This is a genomic window from Vagococcus sp. WN89Y (genome assembly GCF_052220145.1).
GTDB lineage: Bacteria > Pseudomonadota > Gammaproteobacteria > Enterobacterales > Enterobacteriaceae > Kosakonia.
Map to the genome: position 1 here is coordinate 1 of NZ_JBQPOM010000015.1, position 16,664 is coordinate 16,664.

17 protein-coding genes, 1 tRNA gene and 2 rRNA genes are annotated in these 16,664 nt (G+C 52.9%); 3 read left to right on the forward strand and 17 right to left on the reverse strand.

Features of this window, described 5'->3' with window-relative positions:
* The first annotated feature begins 3 nt into the window (after nt 1-3).
* From rrf (ACTU3N_RS05320) to rrf (ACTU3N_RS05330), 3 genes are all read left to right on the forward strand, one after another.
* A 5S ribosomal RNA gene (gene rrf / locus ACTU3N_RS05320) occupies nt 4-119 on the forward strand.
* Nucleotides 120-133: 14 nt separating this feature from the next.
* Nucleotides 134-209, forward strand: a tRNA-Thr gene (locus tag ACTU3N_RS05325).
* Between the two features lie 39 nt (nt 210-248).
* Nucleotides 249-364, forward strand: a 5S ribosomal RNA gene (gene rrf, locus ACTU3N_RS05330).
* 96 nt (nt 365-460) lie between these two features.
* Here rrf (ACTU3N_RS05330) and ACTU3N_RS05335 read toward each other — a convergent pair.
* From ACTU3N_RS05335 to msrP, 17 genes are all read right to left on the reverse strand, one after another.
* Nucleotides 461-1,186, reverse strand: coding sequence for an amino acid ABC transporter ATP-binding protein (locus tag ACTU3N_RS05335; protein WP_443085203.1), 726 nt, complete (start codon nt 1,184-1,186; stop codon nt 461-463).
* 41 nt (nt 1,187-1,227) lie between these two features.
* Entirely contained in the window at nt 1,228-2,331 is a 1,104-nt protein-coding gene (locus ACTU3N_RS05340; RefSeq protein ID WP_443085102.1) for an amino acid ABC transporter permease, read from the reverse strand.
* A gap of 9 nt (nt 2,332-2,340) precedes the next feature.
* Complete coding sequence (locus ACTU3N_RS05345) at nt 2,341-3,522, reverse strand: amino acid ABC transporter permease (RefSeq protein ID WP_443085103.1); 1,182 nt, start codon at nt 3,520-3,522, stop codon at nt 2,341-2,343.
* Between the two features lie 72 nt (nt 3,523-3,594).
* A complete protein-coding gene (locus tag ACTU3N_RS05350; RefSeq protein ID WP_443085104.1) occupies nt 3,595-4,620 on the reverse strand; it encodes an amino acid ABC transporter substrate-binding protein in 1,026 nt (341 codons plus the stop codon).
* Between the two features lie 453 nt (nt 4,621-5,073).
* Nucleotides 5,074-5,295 (reverse strand): hypothetical protein, encoded by a 222-nt coding sequence (locus tag ACTU3N_RS05355; protein WP_430891932.1) that lies wholly within the window; start codon nt 5,293-5,295, stop codon nt 5,074-5,076.
* A gap of 304 nt (nt 5,296-5,599) precedes the next feature.
* The gene (locus tag ACTU3N_RS05360) at nt 5,600-7,678 is read right to left on the reverse strand and encodes a putative bifunctional diguanylate cyclase/phosphodiesterase (RefSeq protein ID WP_443085105.1); all 2,079 of its coding nucleotides are present in this window, start codon (nt 7,676-7,678) and stop codon (nt 5,600-5,602) included.
* Between the two features lie 152 nt (nt 7,679-7,830).
* Entirely contained in the window at nt 7,831-8,004 is a 174-nt protein-coding gene (locus ACTU3N_RS05365; protein ID WP_443085106.1) for a DUF2556 family protein, read from the reverse strand.
* A gap of 162 nt (nt 8,005-8,166) precedes the next feature.
* Complete coding sequence (gene fis / locus ACTU3N_RS05370) at nt 8,167-8,463, reverse strand: DNA-binding transcriptional regulator Fis (protein WP_443085107.1); 297 nt, start codon at nt 8,461-8,463, stop codon at nt 8,167-8,169.
* 25 nt (nt 8,464-8,488) lie between these two features.
* Nucleotides 8,489-9,454 carry a tRNA dihydrouridine synthase DusB gene (dusB, locus tag ACTU3N_RS05375; protein WP_443085108.1) on the reverse strand — a complete coding sequence of 322 codons (966 nt, stop codon included), beginning with the start codon at nt 9,452-9,454 and terminating at the stop codon, nt 8,489-8,491.
* A gap of 327 nt (nt 9,455-9,781) precedes the next feature.
* Nucleotides 9,782-10,663, reverse strand: coding sequence for a 50S ribosomal protein L11 methyltransferase (prmA, locus tag ACTU3N_RS05380; RefSeq protein ID WP_443085109.1), 882 nt, complete (start codon nt 10,661-10,663; stop codon nt 9,782-9,784).
* Nucleotides 10,664-10,685: 22 nt separating this feature from the next.
* The gene (gene panF / locus ACTU3N_RS05385) at nt 10,686-12,125 is read right to left on the reverse strand and encodes a sodium/pantothenate symporter (protein ID WP_443085110.1); all 1,440 of its coding nucleotides are present in this window, start codon (nt 12,123-12,125) and stop codon (nt 10,686-10,688) included.
* Entirely contained in the window at nt 12,115-12,357 is a 243-nt protein-coding gene (locus tag ACTU3N_RS05390; protein WP_443085111.1) for a YhdT family protein, read from the reverse strand. Before ACTU3N_RS05390 ends, panF begins: the two co-directional genes overlap by 11 nt.
* Nucleotides 12,358-12,465: 108 nt before the next feature.
* Nucleotides 12,466-13,815 (reverse strand): acetyl-CoA carboxylase biotin carboxylase subunit, encoded by a 1,350-nt coding sequence (accC, locus tag ACTU3N_RS05395; protein ID WP_443085112.1) that lies wholly within the window; start codon nt 13,813-13,815, stop codon nt 12,466-12,468.
* Between the two features lie 10 nt (nt 13,816-13,825).
* Nucleotides 13,826-14,299 (reverse strand): acetyl-CoA carboxylase biotin carboxyl carrier protein, encoded by a 474-nt coding sequence (accB, locus tag ACTU3N_RS05400; RefSeq protein ID WP_443085113.1) that lies wholly within the window; start codon nt 14,297-14,299, stop codon nt 13,826-13,828.
* Between the two features lie 22 nt (nt 14,300-14,321).
* Nucleotides 14,322-14,774 (reverse strand): type II 3-dehydroquinate dehydratase, encoded by a 453-nt coding sequence (gene aroQ, locus ACTU3N_RS05405; protein WP_443085114.1) that lies wholly within the window; start codon nt 14,772-14,774, stop codon nt 14,322-14,324.
* Nucleotides 14,775-15,008: 234 nt separating this feature from the next.
* Entirely contained in the window at nt 15,009-15,608 is a 600-nt protein-coding gene (gene msrQ, locus ACTU3N_RS05410) for a protein-methionine-sulfoxide reductase heme-binding subunit MsrQ (protein ID WP_443085115.1), read from the reverse strand.
* Complete coding sequence (msrP, locus tag ACTU3N_RS05415) at nt 15,609-16,607, reverse strand: protein-methionine-sulfoxide reductase catalytic subunit MsrP (protein ID WP_443085116.1); 999 nt, start codon at nt 16,605-16,607, stop codon at nt 15,609-15,611.
* Between the last annotated feature and the right edge of the window lie 57 nt (nt 16,608-16,664).

Consider the following 16,664-nt stretch of genomic DNA (forward strand, 5'->3'; position numbering starts at 1 on the left):
TTGCCTGGCGGCACTAGCGCGGTGGTCCCACCTGACCCCATGCCGAACTCAGAAGTGAAACGCCGTAGCGCCGATGGTAGTGTGGGGCCTCCCCATGCGAGAGTAGGGAACTGCCAGGCATCAAATTTAGCGTGCTGATATGGCTCAGTTGGTAGAGCGCACCCTTGGTAAGGGTGAGGTCCCCAGTTCGACTCTGGGTATCAGCACCAGTTACAACGGTTAAAGTTCGGCACTTAAAAAAGAATTTGCCTGGCGACACTAGCGCGGCGGTCCCACCTGACCCCATGCCGAACTCAGAAGTGAAACGCCGTAGCGCCGATGGTAGTGTGGGGTCTCCCCATGCGAGAGTAGGGAATTGCCAGGCACCAAACAAAGCAGAAGGCCTCGTCGAAAGACGGGGCCTTTTGTCTTTTCAGTCAAAAATAAAAGAGCCATCCGCAGATGGCCCTGCTCTGAATAATCAATGAATAACCTGTGACAAGAATGCACGGGTACGTTCAGATGTGGGATTTGCAAAAAACTCTTCGGGCGGTGCCTGCTCAACAATCTCACCACGATCCATAAAGATCACGCGATCGGCAACGGTACGGGCAAAACCCATCTCATGCGTCACGCACAGCATCGTCATGCCGGACTCGGCAAGGCTTATCATTGTATCCAGCACCTCTTTAACCATCTCCGGATCCAGCGCCGACGTTGGTTCATCAAATAGCATAATCTTCGGTTTCATACACAGAGAACGGGCTATTGCCACGCGTTGCTGCTGCCCACCTGAGATTTGCCCTGGGAACTTATGCGCATGCTCTGCGATCCGCACGCGCTCCAGATAGTGCATGGCCAGCGCTTCAGCTTCCTTTTTCGGCAATTTTCGCACCCAAATTGGTGCCAGCGTGCAGTTCTGTAACACGGTTAAATGCGGGAACAAGTTGAAGTGCTGGAACACCATCCCGACTTCCTGACGCACCTTTTCGATGTTACGAATGTCTTCATCTAACTCAATTCCATCGACCACAATTCGCCCTTGCTGATGCTCCTCCAGATGATTGATGCAGCGTATGGTGGTGGATTTACCGGAGCCGGAAGGACCACACAGAACAATGCGCTCGCCCTGCTTAACCTGCAAATTGATATTTTTCAGCACGTGAAACTGCCCGTACCATTTATTAACTGCTTCGAGCGTAATCATCGCATCGCCAGCCTGAATAGTTGAATGACTCATAAGACTCCTTAGTGCGGTGTACGCCCGGTGTTAAAGCGCTTCTCCAGATGCTGGCTATAGCGCGACATGCTGAAACAGAAAATCCAGTAAACTAAGGCAGCAAAAACATACCCTTCAGTAGACATACCGAGCCAGGCCGGATCGACCGTCGCCTGTTGAACGCTGCTAAACAGATCAAACAGGCCGATAATGATCACAAGGCTCGTATCTTTAAACAGCGCAATAATGGTATTGACCAGGCCTGGGATCACCAGCTTCAGCGCCTGCGGCAAAATCACCAGACCCTGCGTCTTCCAGTAACCGAGCGCCAGAGATTCAGCGGCTTCATATTGCCCTTTTGGCAGTGCCTGCAACCCGCCGCGCACCACTTCTGCAACATAGGCGGACTGGAACAAGACCACCCCAACCAGCGCACGGATCAGCTTATCGATGCTGGTTCCCTCTGACATAAAAAGCGGCAGCATGACGGAAGACATAAACAGCACTGTAATTAGCGGTACGCCGCGCCAGAACTCGATAAAAATGACTGACAGCACACGTACGACCGGCATTGTCGAACGCCTGCCCAGCGCCAATAAAATCCCCAGCGGCAACGCGCCTGCAATGCCGACAGAAGCAATAATTAGCGTCAGTGTTAGGCCGCCCCACTGCCGGGTTTCAACGCGTTCCAGGCCAAGAAAACCGCCAAACATCAGCCACCAGACCACCACGGGGTAAACAATGGCCCAACAGGCGATATAGCGGCCACGTCGCGGTAACGCTTTTAAAAACATTGGTGCAATAGAGAGCAGGCCAATAATCAACGCGAGGTTAATACGCCAGCGCTGATCGTGGGGATAGAGGCCATACATAAACTGACCAAATCGTTCATGAATAAATACCCAGCAGGCTCCCTCTTTCGTACAATCGGCGCGCGTAGAACCCACCCAGTTTGCCTGAAACAGTGCCCACTCCAGCAACGGTGGGATCAGCACCCACATCAACCACAGACAAAAAATAGTCAGTAGCGAGTTCGACCAGCTGGAGAATAAATTTTTCCGTATCCACAGTACTGCGCCATTACTGCCTGTGGGAGCCTGGCGCGTAGCGGGAGAGAGGATCGCTTTTGTCATCTTCGCTCCTTAGCGCTCAACTAACGCAATGCGGCGGTTATAAATGTTCATTAGCAGCGAAATCGCCAGGCTGATAATCAGGTACACCGACATGGTAATCGCAATGGTTTCAATGGCCTGACCGGTCTGATTCAGCACCGTCCCGGCAAAGAGCGAGACCATATCCGGGTAGCCAATTGCGGCCGCCAGCGATGAATTTTTCACAATATTCAAATACTGGCTGGTTAACGGTGGAATAATGACCCGCAACGCTTGTGGAATAATCACCTGACGCAGCGTGACCGGGTTTGGCAGACCAAGCGAACGCGCGGCCTCGCTTTGCCCGTGGGGAACAGACTGAATGCCCGCGCGGATAATCTCGGCGATAAACGCTGAGGTATAGACCGACAGCGCAATGGTTAGCGCTGCCAGTTCGGGGATCAGCACCATGCCGCCACGGAAGTTAAAACCGCGCAGTTCAGGAATTTCCCAATGCAATGCCGGGCCGAACAGCCAGTGCGCCAACATCGGCAGAACAATAATCAGCCCCAGCGCGGTTGGCCATGTACGGCGCAGCTGGCCGGTCTTTGTCTGGTGCGCTTTATTGAAGCGAAACAGGCAGACAGTAACGAGCACGGTGATGATAATTGCACCAATCAGGGCCAGCGCTCCTTCACCCGTTTGCGCAGAGGGAATATAAAGCCCCCGGTTACTCAAAAACATCAGATCCCATGCGCTGACCGCCTGGCGAGGGCCTGGGAGATTGCGCAGCACGGCAAAGTACCAGAAGAAGATCTGTAGCAATGGCGGGATATTACGAAAGGTCTCGATATAAATTGTCGATAGCTTACGCAGCAACCAGTTATCGGAGAGGCGCGCAAGACCGAGGAAAAAACCGAGCAGGGAGGCAAACACAATACAAAGTGCTGAAACCAGCAGCGTATTGAGCAACCCAACCAAAAACACCCGGCCATAGGTATCGCCCTGCTGGTAATCGATCAGGTGCTGGACGATGCCAAACCCGGCGGCGCGATCGAGAAACGCAAAGCCGGAGGTGATCCCGCGGTTATTCAGGTTCGTCACGGTGTTATGGATCAAATAGATAGCGACAGCTACCACGGCGACAATCGCTATTATTTGAAACAGCCAGGCACGAACCGCAGGGTTTGAAAGGGATAACGCGCCTTTCACGGTTGGGCGGCGATGGAGCATAGTAAAACCTCAGTAACCATGACTCTGGATTGAGCGCCAGCCGAAACCGGCGCTCGTTACAGCATGCGTGAATCAACGCACCGGCGGAGCGTACTGAATACCGCCGTTATTCCAGAGATTGTTCTGGCCACGTTTGATTTTCAGCGGGCTTTCAGCGCCGACATTACGTTCAAAAACTTCTGCATAGTTGCCGACTTTCTTAACAATGTTGTAGGCCCATTTGTTATCCAGCTTCAGGTCCTTGCCGAAATCACCCTCTTTACCCAACAGATGCGCCATATCCGGCGTGGCCGGGTTCGCCGCTTTCTCGTCGACGTTTTTCGATGTCACGCCCATTTCTTCGGCGTTCAGCATGGCAAACAGCGTCCAGCGCACAACGGCATACCAGTCATCATCCCCACGGCGCACGACCGGCCCCAGCGGTTCTTTCGAAATCACTTCGGGCAGGACAATCCACTCGGCCGGGTTGCTGAGTTTGATTCGCAGGGCATACAGCTGCGACTGGTCAGAGGCCAGAGTATCGCAACGCCCGGACTCCAGCGCTTTAGCCGACTCATCGGAGCGATCAAACGTCACCGGGGTATAATTCATTTTGTTGGATTTAAAATAATCCGCGACGTTCAGCTCGGTATCTGTCCCGGCCTGGATACAAACGGTTGCGCCATCAAGCTCTTTAGCGCTTTTCAGCCCGGCTTTGTTATGGGTTAAAAAGCCAATGCCGTCGTAATACGTCACCCCGGTAAAGGAGAGGCCCATGCCACCATCGCGGGAAGAGGTCCAGGTGGTATTACGCGAGAGCAGGTCAACTTCGCCTGATTGCAGCGCGGTAAAGCGCTCTTTCGCCGTCAGCGGAGTATATTTCACCTTGCTGTCATCGCCGAACACAGCGGCGGCAACACCACGGCAAACATCCACATCAATACCGCTGAATTTACCGCTGGCATCCGCATAGGAAAAACCCGGCAGACCATCGCTGATACCACATTGAACGAAACCTTTCTTTTTTACGGCATCCAGCGTTGCACCCGCATGCGCCTGATTTGCCGCAGCAAACAGTACGCCGACAGCGGCCAGGCTGGCGATCATCATCTTTTTCATAATGCATCCTGTGTGGCGAAAACTTATCGTTATAAAAAGGCGCTCGGGAAACGCCTGAAACCCGTCTGTGGCTATGGCCAGACTCTTTAAAGCAAAGGTAGTGCCAGTTTTGCGAATGGCGTATTAAGGGGCGTCATATGCGCTATATGGAGAGTGTAGACAGGAAAAAATAAAAACATTGCTCTGCTGTGGTGCAAAATTACAACCTGTGCCACAAAACGGAGCAAAATTTTTTAACCGACAAGATGAGTTAACAGAGAAGTTTCCTCCGTTAATATAAGCAAAATATTGAATGGGTTTGATTTGTGAATGTCTTCACACTCCGGGCGAAGATATTCATAAGCAACAGCTTAATTCAGGGGCATACGTTGGCGAGCAGCGCTAAAGTGATGCTAAAAATTTACGCTGCACCCTTATAAAGCAAAAAGCGCGGGCATGCCGCGCTTGCAGAAACTACTTCGTCAGAGCCACGATACCGAGCGTCAACCCTGCCAGCGCCGCAGCGCCACCGGCGATAGCGCCAGCCGTTTCCCAGTTATCCTGCGTCGTTCCTTTCATGCAGGTATTGGTATGCACCAGACGCCCCTGATCGTCGTACACCGGTACGCAAGGTGAATCGTGAGCGCAGCCCGCAAGGACAGTGGAGAGCAATGCAACGGAAATGAATTTTTTCATAATATTACCTCGAATAATCGCGATTTCCGGCATATTTAATAGCGACGCGCCACCAGAACCGATATAAATATTTTACCATTGCGTATAAATTCTGTGATGCTGTAATAATCTCAAAGTATGTGCTTTGTAAACATCATGGAGATAAAAAAGGCCTTATAACGCAATAATGTAGAAAAAATGAAGCGGCAAAGAAAAATATTACCCGTATAAAAAAGGAAGGTATCTTGTAACCTTGCCGTAATTATCAGAACAATCCAGTTTCGCATAAGTAAAAATAAAAGTATCCGCAGGCGCTTTATTTTATTCAGGAAATACTTCCGGCCGCGATAAATTTATTACCATAAGCAGTAACTGATTCAGCGCTTACAGGTTTTCCTAATAAGTAACCTTGCAATGTGTCACAGCCCAGCTCTGTCAAAAATGCCTGTTGCTCTTCTGTTTCTACCCCTTCAGCCACAACTTTCAGGTTGAGCGTACTGGCGAGCGCGACAATGGCGGATACGATAGTCGCATCATCACCCTCTTTTCCCAGCTGGCGTACAAAGGCGCGATCGATTTTAAGTTCGCTCGCGGGTAAACGTTTCAGATAGAGCAGGCTGGAATACCCGGTACCAAAATCATCAATCGATGCCTGAATGCCCGCGTCGGTCAGTGCGGTCAATACCCGTACGCTTTTATCCGGGTTAATCATGGCTGTTGTCTCAGTCACTTCAAGAATCAGCTGTTGCGGTGGCACGTCATGTTGCTTTAATGCTGTGATAATCGTCTGCACTAAGTTCGGTTGCTCGAATTGCAGGGTGGACAGGTTCACCGCCACCGTCCATTGCAGATGCCCCTGGCTGCGCCATTCGCTGAGCTGGCGGCATGCTTCATTCACCACCCAATTACCCAGCGGAACGATAAGCCCGGTCTTCTCCGCCAGCGGTAAAAATATCTCCGGCGTCAAAATCCCCTGATACGGATGCTGCCAGCGCAGCAACGCTTCAAAGCCAGTAACCGGCCCGGAAGGTGCTTTGAATTTTGGCTGATAGAACAGGCGGAACTCCTGGCGCTCCAGCGCTAACCATAAATCATTGAGCAACTGCAGCTGCGATTGCGCCAGCGTGTTCATGGAAGGCTGGAAAAAGTGGTAGCCGTTACGCCCCATATGTTTCGTGTGATACATCGCTGCATCGGCGTTGAACATCAGCTCCCGCGCATTTTCCCCGTCGTGGGGATACAGCGCGATGCCAACGCTCAGCGTCACCATGACATCATAAGGATCGATAGTGAACGGTTTATCTATTGCGCGCACCAGAGTATTTGCAAGCGCAGCGGCTTCTTCGGGCGTGTTCATCCCGGTCAGCAGCACGAACTCATCACCACCGATACGCGCCAGCGTGTATTGCCCCTTGAGAGGTTGCTCCAGCCGCTCGGTGGCGGCAATGAGCAGTTTGTCGCCCACGTCATGGCCCCAGGCATCATTGACGGTTTTAAATCCGTCGAGATCCATAAACATCAGCGCAAAAAACGACCCTTCACGTTTGGCTTTGCTGATAGCCTGTTCCAGCCGGTCTTCCAGCAGCACACGGTTTGGCAGGCGCGTGAGCGTATCGTGCAAAGCCAGGCGAGCCAGCTCGCGGTTTGCGGCGGCAAGCGACGTTGCCAGTAATGAAGTGCGCGCCTGTAAACGTGCATCGAACATCGATACCAGCAGGGTTATCCCCAGCACAGAAAATGCCATTAGTCCGACCAGAATAGCCAGCCAGCTATTACTGAACCCTGAGTGCCCCGCCGTGTGTTGCGCAGGAAACTGGGCTGCCAGCATACCGATATAGTGCATACCGGCGATAGCTACGCCCATTAGAATTGCGGCTCCGAAGCGCATTATCGCAACCTGAGCGGCTTCATGACGCAAACGGAAGGTCAGCCACAGGGCCGCAAAGGAGGCTGCCAGCGCAACCGTTACAGACAAGGCAACCCAGCCTTTGTGCCAGATAATGGCGGGGGAGACCTGCAAGGCGGCCATGCCGGTATAGTGCATGGCTGCTATCCCGGAACCCATCACACAGGTGCCGGGTATCAGGCGGCGTAAATGTAGCTCAGGCGCACTGACCAGCCATAAGGCGAACAGGGAGGCAGCGATAGCAATAGCTAATGACAGGACGGTTAAAAATGGCTCATAGCGCATGTTCATAGACATGTTCATGGCCAGCATACCGATAAAGTGCATCGCCCAGATACCGATGCCCAGCGCCAGACCACTGCCGCTCAGCCAGACCCAGGAAGAGGGGCCTGTGTTGGTGGCAACGCGTCCGGCCATATTCAGGGCGGTGTAAGCGGCAAGGATGGCAACAATAAAAGAAACAACAACAAGGATATAGTCGTATTGGCTAACCAGCATGATGTCATCAACTCATTCACTAAGGGCGTTACGCATTACTACGGTCGTACGGCGAAAAGGGCTGAGACATTATCATCGTCTGGTGATGACGCAAAATGATTTAAAACCCTGCAATAACAGTGGAGATGGCGACACATTTATTAATTTTCGCCTCATTCAGTCACTTGCAGGTCCTTGCAGTTCACCAGTTTGAGAGGATTAACGGAATTCATATTGCGGCATTGCTCAGTGTCAGACGCGAAGTATTCCACGCTTTTCATGATCACCGCGTCTACCATCAGGAGAGACAGGGTGAATGCAACCAACCACCAATATTTGCGAATCATTCCATCACTCCTTTGTTTGCAACCATTTGTGTGAAATATACACGAATAAGACGTAAGGAAAAGAAGAGGAAAAGGGGATTTTTGGGGCTAATTCAGGCAATAAAAAAGGCGCTTCCCCATGCCGGTTTGCGCCTTTTTATCAATACAACTCACTGATTAAAATCAGTTCATGCCGTATTTTTTCAGTTTTTTACGCAGCGTACCGCGGTTGATGCCCATCATCTGTGCCGCGCGGGTCTGATTTCCACGGGTGTATTGCATCACCATGTCCAACAATGGCTGCTCTACTTCAGCCAATACCAGCTCATACAGGTCAGAAACGTCCTGGCCGTTCAGTTGAGCAAAATAGTTCTTCAGTGCCTGTTTTACCGAATCACGGAGCGGTTTTTGGGTTACCTGATCCTGAGAGTTAACGGTAGAAACGGTCAGTACGTCAGAATTTACGCGTTGTTCGAACATAGTTCTGTCAGCTCTTTATTTCTGTTTACGCAAAATTTTCGAAGTATGCCTCCAACGCCTCCAGCTGTTCGCTGGCGTCTTCAATAGCGTTGAATGTGCGCCGAAACTGGTCATTTGGAGCATGCTCCTGGAGATACCAGGAGACGTGTTTACGCGCGATTCGATAACCTTTTGCCTGACCGTAAAAGTCATGCAGTTCCCGAACATGCGCGCAAAGCAAGCGCTTAACTTCTGCCAGAGGCAGTGGAGCCAGCAGCTCTCCAGTGTCCAGATAATGCTGGATTTCCCGAAAGATCCAGGGTCTTCCCTGAGCTGCGCGGCCTATCATCAGGGCATCCGCCCCCGTATAGTCGAGCACAGCTCTGGCTTTAAGCGGGTCAGTGATGTCGCCATTCGCGATAACCGGAATGGAAACTTTCTGCTTTACTGCCCGAATACTGTCGTATTCAGCTTCTCCATTGAACAAACAGGCACGGGTGCGTCCATGAATGGTCAGAGCCTGAATACCACACTCTTCAGCCAGTTGGGCAATCTCTACGCAGTTACGGTGTTCCGGAGCCCAGCCGGTGCGAATCTTCAGCGTAACGGGCACGTCCACTGCATTAACCACCGCGCACAGGATTGACTTCACCTGGCTCGGGTATTGCAACAGGGCAGAGCCTGCAAGCTTGCGATTCACTTTTTTTGCCGGGCAGCCCATATTGATATCAATAATCTGGGCGCCGCTTTCCACGTTAATCCGTGCGGCTTCCGCCATTTCATCCGGGTCGCTTCCCGCAATTTGCACGGTGCGAATACCGGGTTCATCAATGTGCACCATCCGCAGTCGTGACTTGTCGCTTTCCCAAACCTGCGGGTTAGACGACATCATCTCGGATACGGTTAAACCTGCTCCCATCTCGTAGCACAGCGTCCGAAAAGGTCTGTCAGTAATGCCAGCCATGGGCGCTGCGATCAGGCGATTTCTGAGCTGGTGGTGTCCGATGCGCATGAGTTAAGAAATGACCATACTGTGACTGCAAGGCGGCGTATATTACGCATTTTTTGCACGAGATGAAAGGCCAAACTTTGAGCAATCCTCTGTTGTAGATCAAGGAATAACCAGCAAGACCTGTGCATAAAAATATTAAATAAGATTTTTCAGAGGCTTATATAAAAATGAAAAATTTTATATGGACGTTAAAAACCCACAAGTTATCTGATTTTTGTTGTGCGAAAGAGGCGAATCGTTGTTTTTTCACACAAAAAAAAAGCGGGTTTTGCGAACCCGCTCTCGTTTTGCGGCCAGCCGTTCAGGCCTCAAAAGGCGGCGTGGAATTTACTTTTTCCTGCCGGTGATGCGGCACCACTCCTCTTTTTCGACCACCGGATCGAGCGCAAAGCGTTCAGCATAGGCTTCGCACACACTTTCCGCCTGGCTGGCAAGAATACCGGAGAGGCCCAGCAAACCGCCCTCAACGGGCAGCACGCTGATTAACGGGGCCAGCTCACGTAATGGGCCAGCCAGAATGTTGGCGACCACCACATCGGCTTGCAGGGACTCTGGCTGGTCTTTCGGCAGATATAACGCAAGGCGTTCGGAAACCCCGTTGCGCTCGGCGTTGTCACGGCTTGCCTGGATAGCTTGCGGGTCGATATCAATACCGATAGCTTTCGCCGCGCCCAGTTTCAGCGCGGCAATCGCCAGAATGCCGGAACCGCAACCAAAATCGATTACCGTCTTGCCGGTGAGATCAAGGCCATCCAGCCATTGCAGGCACAAAGAGGTCGTTGGGTGCGTCCCGGTGCCGAACGCCAGGCCTGGGTCAAGCATAACGTTTACCGCATTTGGGTCCGGCACGTCGCGCCAGCTTGGGCAAATCCACAGACGCTCGCCAAAACGCATCGGGTGGAAGTTATCCATCCATTCACGTTCCCAATCTTTATCTTCCAGCTGCTCAATTTTATGGGCGAAGCCTGCGCCGAGCAGCAGGTGCTCGGAAAGCTGCGCAATAACCGCTTTCATGTCTGTTTCTGCGTCGAACAGGCCGATAACGTCCGTGTCACCCCACAGGCGAGTTTCGCCCGGTAATGGCTCGAACACCGGCGTATCGTGCGTGTCCTGGAAGGTAATGGACACAGCGCCTGCTTCCATCAGGGCATCGCTTAGATCTTCCGCATTCGCGCCGGTAGTGTTCAGTTTCAGTTGGATCCAGGGCATGGCTTAACTCTTTATCGATTGACTAAATATTCGGAGCTTGCGGCGCGGGTTGACCAAAGCGGTTCCCGATGACGAAAGCGAACAAACTTAACAGTAACGAAGGCACAATAGGGTGGAAACCCAGGTACTGTATGTTCAGCGTGGCGAGCACGGCATACAGTACGCCGCCGACGATCATTGCGCTTAACGCACCGGCAGCGTTGGCGCGCTCCCAGTACAGTCCCAGCACCAGCGGCCAGAGAAACACCGCTTCCAGCCCGCCAAACGCCAGCAGGTTCAGCCAGATGATCATCTCCGGCGGCCGCCAGGCTGCCAGCAGGAGCAACGCGCCAAGAATCAGCGTGATAGCCATCGACATCCGCTTGAGACGCGTTTCGTTGTGCAACTGCTCCGGGCGCATATCAAGATAGAGATCTTTAATGATCGTAGCGGAACTTTGCAGCAATTGAGCGTTGATCGTCGACATGATCGCTGCCATCGGCGCGGCGAGAAAGATCCCGGCGGCAAACGGCGGCAGCACTTTTACCATCAGGGTCGGGATCACCAGATCCGGCACCGTAAGGCCAGGGATCACCGCGCGGCCCAGCGCACCGGCCAGGTGCATGCCCAGCATCAGGATGGCCACGACAATGGTGCCGATAATGATCCCGCGGTGCACCGCCTTGCTGTCTTTATACGAGATGCAGCGCACGGCGGTATGCGGCAGGCCAATCACGCCAAAGCAGACGAGCACCCAGAAGGAGGTCATAAAGCTCGGTGACAGAATGTTGTCTGCGCCTTGTGGCGAGACCAGCTGCGGGTCGATTTGCTCAAGCGTACTGACTGCATTGCTCAGGCCGCCTGCAGCATGCACGACGCCTATCAGCAGCACAATGGTGCCAATCAGCATCACCAGCCCTTGCAGCGTGTCGTTCAGCACGCTGGCGCGAAAGCCGCCAAAAGCGGTATAGAGCGCAATGCTGACGCCGAAAATCAGCAGCCCGGTTTCGTAACGGATACCGGCGGCGGTTTCCAGCAGCCGTGCGCCGCCAATAAATTGCACGGTCATCGCGCCGACAAACGCAACCAGCAGGCTAAGACTTGCCAGCCACACCACCACACGGCTGCCGTAACGGGCAAGCAGCATATCGTTGAGCGTCACCGCGTTATAGCGGCGCGCAAGAATCGCAAACTTTTTCCCCAGAATCCCCAGCGAAAGCCAGACGGCTGGCAGCTGAATCATCGCCAGCAGTACCCAGCCCAGGCCATATTTATAGGCCGCGCCAGGGCCGCCAATAAACGAGCTGGCGCTGATATACGTTGCCGTCAGCGTCATTGCCAGCACAACACCGCCCATCGACCGGCTACCGAGAAAGTATTCATTCAGAAACGAGCCGGTTTTGCGTTGGCGCATGGCGTAGACCGATAGTCCAAACACCACCAGCAGGTAGGCGACCAGTGGCGTAATCACTTCAAGCTGCATCGTTATCCTCCAGAGAAATGTCGCGGAAGATAAAGCGCACCATCGCCCAGCACAGCAGAATAAACACCAGCGGCGTCAGCAGGCAGGCCATTTCAAACCAGTGCGGCAGCCCGGTAATGCCCGGAGCAGAATTCGGTATGTAAGCACACACCAACCAAACAGCAAGATAGAGAAGGGTTAGCCACAGCGCCCAGCGGGCTTCTTTATGAGCCTGAACAAATCGGCTGTCCATTTTGTTCCCTTGTGGATGATGAAAGCGGGGATTGTAACCCATGAAAAACGGCAGGGGAGAGAAAAAGAAAAAAGGCCGGAAAATCCGGCCTCTGGCAGCGAATGCAGATTATTTTTCCTGCAAACCGAGTTTTTTCTCCAGATAGTGGATGTTCGTTCCACCGTGCTGGAAGTTCTCGTCGCTCATAATGCGCATCTGCAACTCAATGTTGGTCTTGATACCATCAATGATCAGTTCCTGCAGGGCATTACGCATGCGGGCAAGCGCCACATCACGGCTCTCGCCGTAGCAGATAAGTTTGCCGATCATGGAATCATAATACGGTGGTACGGTATAACCCGCGTAAATGTGTGATTCCCAGCGCACACCAAAACCGCCCGGCGCGTGGAAGCGCGTGATTTTACCCGGGCTTGGCAGGAAGGTGTTCGGGTCTTCGGCGTTGATACGGCATTCCACCGCATGGCCTTTCACCACGACTTCTTCTTGCTTAATGGACAGCGGCTGACCGGCAGCGATACGCAGCTGCTCTTTGATCAGGTCAACGCCGGTTATCATTTCAGTCACCGGGTGTTCGACCTGAATACGGGTGTTCATCTCAATAAAGTAGAACTCACCGTTTTCGAACAGGAACTCAAAGGTACCTGCCCCGCGATAACCGATATCCACACAGGCTTTGGAGCAACGTTCACCGATGTAACGACGCAGTTCCGGAGTGATGCCCGGTGCCGGCGCTTCTTCGACCACTTTCTGGTGGCGGCGCTGCATGGAGCAGTCGCGCTCTGCCAGATAAATCGCGTTGCCCTGGCCATCTGCCAGCACCTGGATCTCGACGTGGCGAGGATTTTCCAGGTACTTCTCCATATACACCATGTCGTTGTTGAACGCGGCTTTTGCTTCCGCACGGGTCATGGAAATGGACTGCGCCAGCTCGGCATCGCTACGTACAACACGCATGCCGCGACCGCCGCCGCCGCCCGATGCTTTGATAATCACCGGGTAACCAATGCGTTTTGCAATGGAGCGGTTCAAATCCATATCATCGCCCAGCGGGCCATCGGAGCCAGGCACACAAGGTACGCCAGCCTTTTTCATCGCGCTGATTGCGGAGACTTTGTCGCCCATCAGACGGATGGTGTCAGCTTTCGGGCCGATAAAGATAAAGCCGGAGCGCTCAACCTGTTCAGCAAAGTTGGCGTTCTCGGAGAGGAAGCCATAACCCGGGTGAATCGCTACCGCGCCGGTGATTTCGGCGGCAGAGATAATTGCCGGGATATTCAGGTAGCTTTTTACTGACGGAGCTGGGCCGATACAGACCGTTTCATCCGCCAGTAAAACGTGTTTTAAATCGCGATCCGCCGTGGAGTGCACAGCGACAGTCTTGATGCCCAGCTCTTTACAGGCACGAAGAATACGCAGTGCGATCTCGCCGCGGTTAGCGATGACAATTTTATCCAGCATGTGCGCCTCGTTACTCGATGACGACCAGCGGCTCGTCAAATTCAACCGGTTGGCCACTTTCAACCAGAATGGCTTTCACCACGCCTGCCTTGTCGGCTTCGATCTGGTTCATCATTTTCATCGCTTCAACGATGCAGAGCGTGTCGCCCACGTTAACTTTCTGGCCGATTTCGATAAACGCTTTCGCGTCAGGGCTTGGGGTGCGATAGAAGGTCCCGACCATCGGGGAACGTACGATGTGACCACTGATTTCCGCGGCTGCCGCAGGTGCGTCCATTGCCGGTGCGGCTGCTGGAGCAACAGCGTTAGACAGAGCAGGTTGCTGCATCATCGGCGCGGCATAAGCCTGCTGCATTACTGGAAAGCCTGCATTCGCCGCGCTGCGGCTGATGCGTACAGACTCTTCGCCTTCAGAAATTTCCAGTTCGGAGATGCCTGATTCTTCAACCAGCTCGATCAGCTTCTTAATCTTACGAATATCCATGAGTGGGTTCCGTACTCTTTGTTTAGTGTGATTGTGACAAGCGTTTTACCGCTGTCTGTAATGCGTATGAATAGCCGTCCGCACCCAGTCCGCAGATAACGCCCGCGGCGATATCCGACAGATACGAATGGTGGCGGAAGGGTTCTCTTGCATGCACATTGCTCAGATGGATCTCGATAAACGGGATGCTCACCGCAAGCAATGCGTCGCGGATAGCAACACTGGTGTGCGTAAATGCGGCCGGATTGATCAGGATATAGTCCACATTGTCTTTAGCCTGATGAATACGGTCGATAATTGCGTACTCCGCGTTGGACTGAAAATGGTCAAGTTCGACATTAAGCGAAGCGGCTTCCAGACCTAAACGATTAACAATTTCGTCCAGCGTTAGCGTGCCATACTTCTCCGGTTCGCGGGTGCCGAGCATGTTCAGGTTCGGGCCGTTTAAAACTAAAATGTGTAACTTGCCAGCCATTATGCCGCTATCTCCTGCAATTCTCAGGTAAAAAACAAAATATACCTTTGATTCGCGATTGTCACCCTTTCAGAGGGTAAAAACCCCTGTCGGGAAAACTGAAGTCGGACATTATAACGATTTCGTAGCATTTGGCAGCTAAATACTGGTCTTATCAGGGAAGATTATCAACCTCCCCTGTAAAATCAGCCGTTAAAGCGTCATTTTCTGCGAAGAACTGCACAGAACACGATACTAACGCAACCACTGGCGGAATTTCTTGTAACGCCATGCTAAAAGCAGGGCCGCAAGAAGGGCATAGATAACAGGCTGCGGCGAGAGGATCTTCACTGACCACAGATAGTGTATGGGCGCAAGAATCGCCACAAGATAGACGCAGTTATGCAGCAGTTGCCAGCGTTTGCCCAATTTTCGCTGCGCCCATTGCGTAGACGTCGCCGCCAGCGCCAGCAAAATTAGCCAGCTTAGCAAGCCGAGCGTTAAATAAGGGCGCGACGTTAACTCCTGGCCTAACAGCTGTAAATTATTTATGCCAAGTTCCAGCAAGATGTAACTGGTCAGGTGCAGCGTGGCCCAGGCAAAACACCACAGACCGAGTAGCCGCCGGGTGCGGATCAGTAAAGGTTGCCTGGCAACGCGCGCAAGCGGAGCCACCAGCAGGCTGGCTAACAAGAACTTAAGCGCCATCCTGCCGGTAAAATGCTGGATATCTTTCGCCGGATCGGCGCTGAAATAGCCCTGGTTTGCAGCCCAGAACAGCCAGATAAAAGGCAGCAGCCCCGCCAGATGCAACGCCACTTTAAGCCAGGTGATGTTTTTTGCCGTCAGACGCACTCAAAAATTCTCCCGCAAATCCAGACCACGATACAAAGACGCTACGTCATCCGCATAGCCGTTAAACAATAACGTCGGCTGCCTTTTTACATCCAGCGCGCCGCCTGAGCCAATAAAACGTTCCGTGGCTTGCGACCAGCGCGGGTGATCAACATGCGGGTTTACGTTGGCATAAAAGCCATATTCACCCGGCGCGGCCAGGTTCCAGGTGGTCGGCGGCCTTTTACTGGTGAGTTTGATACTGACGATAGATTTGATGCCTTTAAAGCCGTATTTCCACGGCACGGTCAGGCGAATTGGCGCGCCGTTTTGCGGCGGCAGCGCTTTTCCATACACGCCCACTGTCAGCAAAGTGAGAGGATGCATGGCTTCATCTATACGTAAGCCTTCTATATAAGGGTATTCAAGACCGCCGCCGATAAAGCGATCTTTTTGCCCTGGCATCTCGTCAGGGGCAAAACGCGTCTGGAATGCGACATACTTCGCATTGCTGGTGGGTTCTACCAGCGACAGCAATTTATGCAGCGGGAAACCCACCCACGGCACCACCATGGACCAGGCTTCAACACAGCGCATGCGATAGATACGCTCCTCCAGCGGGAAACGCGCCGTTAACGCATCATGATCGAGCGTCAGGGGTTTCGCCACTTCACCATCAATGGTTAACGTCCAGGGTTCCGTTTTCATGGCGCCGGCATTAGCAGCGGGGTCGGCCTTATCCAGGCCAAATTCATAAAAGTTGTTGTAGCCCGTCACCTTCTCTTCCGGCGTGAGGGGGAGCGACGCATGCCACTCGGCGGGCTGCGTGAAATCAAGAGGTTTGCCCGCTGGTGCTTTCGGCCTGTCGTGCCCTTTAAACCAGTCCAGCAGATCGGCCTCGGCGGTGGGTGAAAGAGAGAGTGTCGCTGCGCTAATACCCAGCATTTTCAGGATCTGGCGACGTTGCAGCATAAATACGGATTCTGAGGTGACATCAGCTTCGGTCAATCTTTTTTTCATGGCTCCTCCTTTAATCGTTTGTAAGCATGGCGGAAAGACGAAACTTGTGCGAGTGGG